This window comes from Okeania sp. SIO2F4 (assembly GCF_010672385.1).
In the GTDB taxonomy this organism is placed as follows: Bacteria; Cyanobacteriota; Cyanobacteriia; order Cyanobacteriales; family Microcoleaceae; genus Trichodesmium.
The window spans coordinates 1-3,670 of the sequence record NZ_JAAHGT010000958.1 but is presented as its reverse complement, the minus strand read 5'-3'; the positions used below and the strand labels follow the sequence as shown (position 1 = coordinate 3,670).

The window sequence follows — 3,670 nt, the reverse complement described above, 5'->3', positions numbered from 1 at the left end:
AGGTAGCAAAACTAAAGCGCTACGACGGGAAGGATTAATTCCTGCAGTATTATATGGTCATCAGGTTCCAGAATCAGTTGAATTAACAATTGATGTTAAGAAAGCAAAGCAATTGTTAAAGGATGCCTCCGCTAACAAAACTATTATTGATCTTAAAGTTCCTGAAATTTCCTGGAATGGTAAAACTCTTCTTAGGGAAGTTCAATATCATCCCTATAAAGCGGAGATTTATCACCTGAGCTTTTTCTCTGTAAATAAATGATTGCGGAAGTATTGATATCTAAGTCTGTTTGGTAGGGGTTTGTTCAATAATTAATAATTAATTAGGCGTTGCTGAATCAAGGTATGAAAATAAAAACTGAATAATCTCAAGTATTGGTTATTCAATAGTTTAACAATTGTCAAAAAATACAAATCATACCCGAAATCAGCAACACCATTAATGATTACCTCTTCTTATAAAAAAGTCTAGTAGGGTGCGTTAAGCGCTTACCAGAAACTATCGTAGAACAATCAAATATTACATTGCGCCGTAACGCACCGTTAAGTAGCGGACTGTTTCAGTAACGCACCGTTAAAGTCTAGTAGTACACTGACACAACTAAAATGGTGCCCTGCGACGGATTGCTAAATCCCTTTCATAGTCTGAATTTAAGCCGTAAATACGCACCCTACAAATTCTGCACTATTTTACTGTTGCTGATACAACTAATATCATGTCCGCTTAAATAGTTATAATTAGAGTTCGTAGAATTGCTCTAACCCTATCTATAGTTCGGACTAGAGCAATTCTACAAACAAAAACTTTTTTGATCACTGATTATCCGGACATGATATAAAATGGTGCTAAAAGCTAACAGCTAGTTAACTATTTCCTGAACTTTATCTGCCCAAGACCCTTCTAAACGAGGACCTTGAATTTGTACAACATTAGAGGCTAAATAATTTCCCCAACGTGCTGCTTGTACGGGTTGATAACCATGGGTAAGACCATATAACACACCTCCAGCAAAAGCGTCTCCAGCACCAACAGTATCAATCGCTTTTACAGGAAACCCAGGTACAGAAGTAATTTGTTTATCTTTAACCACTAAACAACCATCCTTCCCATCAGTAATAAAGGCTGTTTCTACTAACTCCCCAATTTTTATTGCAGATTCTTCTAAAGACTCTATTCCACAGAAATTACGCGCTTCATCAGCATTGCAGAATAATACATCACAATAATTTGAAAGTACCTGGCGGAAGTCATCAGCAAACAGATCTACCAAAAACAGGTCTGAGAAGGTAAAACAAACTTTCACTTCTTGGCGCTTAGAATCTTCCATTGCTTGAATACAAGCTTGCTTTGTACTTTCTCCAGTCCACAAATAACCTTCTACATAACTATATTTGCAACGCCTAATTTGTTCTGCATCAATATCACTAGCACTGAGATTTACAGATACTCCTAAGTTTGTACACATAGTACGTTCAGCATCAGGGGTTGTCAGTACGACACAGGTACCAGTAGGTTCATCTGCTGTAGGTGCAGGAGCTACATTAAACTGTATTTTCAAGTCGAGCATATCTTGGCGATAGAGTTCTCCATTAGGATCGCTGGCAACTTTTGCCACAAAAATACCAGTTCCTCCACTTTGAGCGATCGCTATCATGGAATTTGCTGCTGAACCTCCGGAACGCTTTTTTAAAGATATGTTTTCTAGTCCTGCCAAAATTCCTCCTTGTGTTTGAGCATCCATCAGAGTCATTCCGCTTTTTTGTAGGGAATATTTAGCGATAAAGTCTTCTTCTACAAGTGCGAGGATGTCAACTAAGGCGTTACCGACACCAAATACGTCTAATTTTTGGGTGTTTACTGCTGTCATTTATTTTTCTATTGTTTGGCCGTTTAGTATAATATCACGTCCTCTTGATTAAGTCAAAAGTCAAAAGTCAAAAGTCAAAAGTAAGAAGAGTGGAACTCCTTTGCATGAAGTTGACTTTTTGGTGGTGGTGCATTGTAATGGTCGTGCATTGTCCGGCAATGTTTTTTATGAGGCACAGCAGTGGGAGCATCTTGCTCCCGTGCTAGGTATTCCTTTTTGCTGTATACCATTACTATGCGGGACTACCGACTTTTTTTATAGTCAGGACTTATGCAAAATATCAAATAATACGCCATCTGTAGGGGCAAACGACCGTTTGCTAATTATAGCCGATTTAGTATAACTTGTAACTTCTGACTTCAGTTATAATAGCCATCAAGGTACATTCCCAAACTAACCTAGGTTGTACATAGGAAAGTAAATATTTTCTTGCTGTTTCTAAATGCTGGAGAAATTCTGCTCCGTAAAGTTGCTGCTGCCTCCAATAATAATGCTGTAAATAATCTATCAACCATAACTGTGCCTCTGTATCCAGATTTTTACTAATATCTCGCGCCACTGTCAATGCTTGACGAGTATCCCGAATACCCTGAGTCGCAACTTCCAGAATATCCGCCGGAATTTGTTGTAGTTGCTGCCAACAAGCGATCGCCTCTCCCGGACTTCCTTGAGCCATTGCTATTACTTCTGGGTTAGTCAAAATTTCCCCATAACCTGCCTTTTCTAATATTAACTGCATATTTTCCTCCGTCAACCGATAAAAGGGAATACGTTGACAGCGCGACACTAAAGTTGGCAACAACGAGTCAACTCCAGGAGCAATTAAAATTAGAGTTGCTCGTTTTCCTGGTTCTTCTAAAGTTTTCAATAAACCATTTGCTGCACTTTCTCTCATTGTTTCAGCTTGCTGCAATACCACAACTGACCTTGCTGCTTCTAGGGGAGGGCGACCGAGAAATTGACTAATATCGCGCACTTGTTCTAAACGTATTTGAGGTGGTGACTTGCGTTTGACTCCTGTTTCTGTTGCTTCCTTTGCTGAAAGTAGTTTTCCTTGATGTAAATATGTTGGCTCTACCCACAATAGGTCTGGATGGTTTCTTTTGTGAATGCGACTTTGTAGGGATGAACTGTTAGTGGTAGGGGAGGGGGTATTGGAAAATAGGAGTTCGATAAAACGTTGGGCAGTTAAACCTCGCCCTATTCCTGAAGGTCCAGCAAATAGATAGGCGGGGGCAATGCGTTGATGAGCGATTGCTTGGGTTAATAATTCTATGGCTTGGTCTTGTCCGATAATAGAGGTAAATAAAGTCAAAAGTTAAAAGTTAAAAGTTAAAAGTTAAAAGTTATATTATGTCCGGTTTAATAGTTATAATTAGAGCTTCGTAGAATTGCTCTAGTAATTTCTATCTTATTGCTAGAGCAATTCTACAAACAAAAACTTTTTTATCACTTATTATCCGAACATCATATTATACCATTTTGAAAAAAGAATGTTATATCATGTCCGGTTGAATAGTTATAATTAAAGTTTGTAGTAGGGCTTGAGCAAAAAGTATGGATGGGGCTGAAGCCCTACTACAAATAAAAACTTTTTTGATCGCTGATTATCCGGACATGATATTACGAATAATAAGCATTATTAAAAGACTTTATCGGAAATGTCTATTTGACGAAAAATAGAAATTACGACATTAAAAATGATATAAAAATATTTATTCTGACTCCTGACTTACCCTCCTGGGATGGGTTAGGAGTGGGTTGATTTCTAAGAAATAGTCTTACTATTTGTAGCAAAATTT

Annotated in this window: 4 protein-coding genes; 1 reads left to right on the top strand and 3 read right to left on the bottom strand. The window is 38.0% G+C overall.

The genetic code is table 11. The features are described 5' to 3' along the window. The coding region (gene rplY / locus F6K22_RS35550; protein WP_363275151.1) for a 50S ribosomal protein L25 at positions 1-262 on the top strand (262 nt) is incomplete at its 5' end. 598 nt (positions 263-860) lie between these two features. Here rplY and F6K22_RS35545 read toward each other — a convergent pair. The 3 genes from F6K22_RS35545 to F6K22_RS35535 form a co-directional block, all read right to left on the bottom strand. Next, positions 861-1,868, bottom strand: coding sequence for an adenosine kinase (locus tag F6K22_RS35545; RefSeq protein ID WP_293109269.1), 1,008 nt, complete (start codon positions 1,866-1,868; stop codon positions 861-863). Between the two features lie 74 nt (positions 1,869-1,942). After that, positions 1,943-2,098, bottom strand: coding sequence for a hypothetical protein (locus F6K22_RS35540; protein ID WP_293109267.1), 156 nt, complete (start codon positions 2,096-2,098; stop codon positions 1,943-1,945). A 104-nt stretch (positions 2,099-2,202) separates the two neighbouring features. Next, a complete protein-coding gene (locus F6K22_RS35535) occupies positions 2,203-3,183 on the bottom strand; it encodes a DNA polymerase III subunit delta' (protein WP_293109265.1) in 981 nt (326 codons plus the stop codon). Positions 3,184-3,670 lie beyond the last annotated feature (487 nt).

Excerpts from the sequence above, each read along its gene's own strand:
- F6K22_RS35545 (WP_293109269.1), bottom strand. The coding sequence starts at position 1,868 with ATGACAGCAGTAAACACCCAAAAATTAGACGTATTTGGTGTCGGTAAC.
- F6K22_RS35540 (WP_293109267.1), bottom strand. The coding sequence starts at position 2,098 with ATGGTATACAGCAAAAAGGAATACCTAGCACGGGAGCAAGATGCTCCC.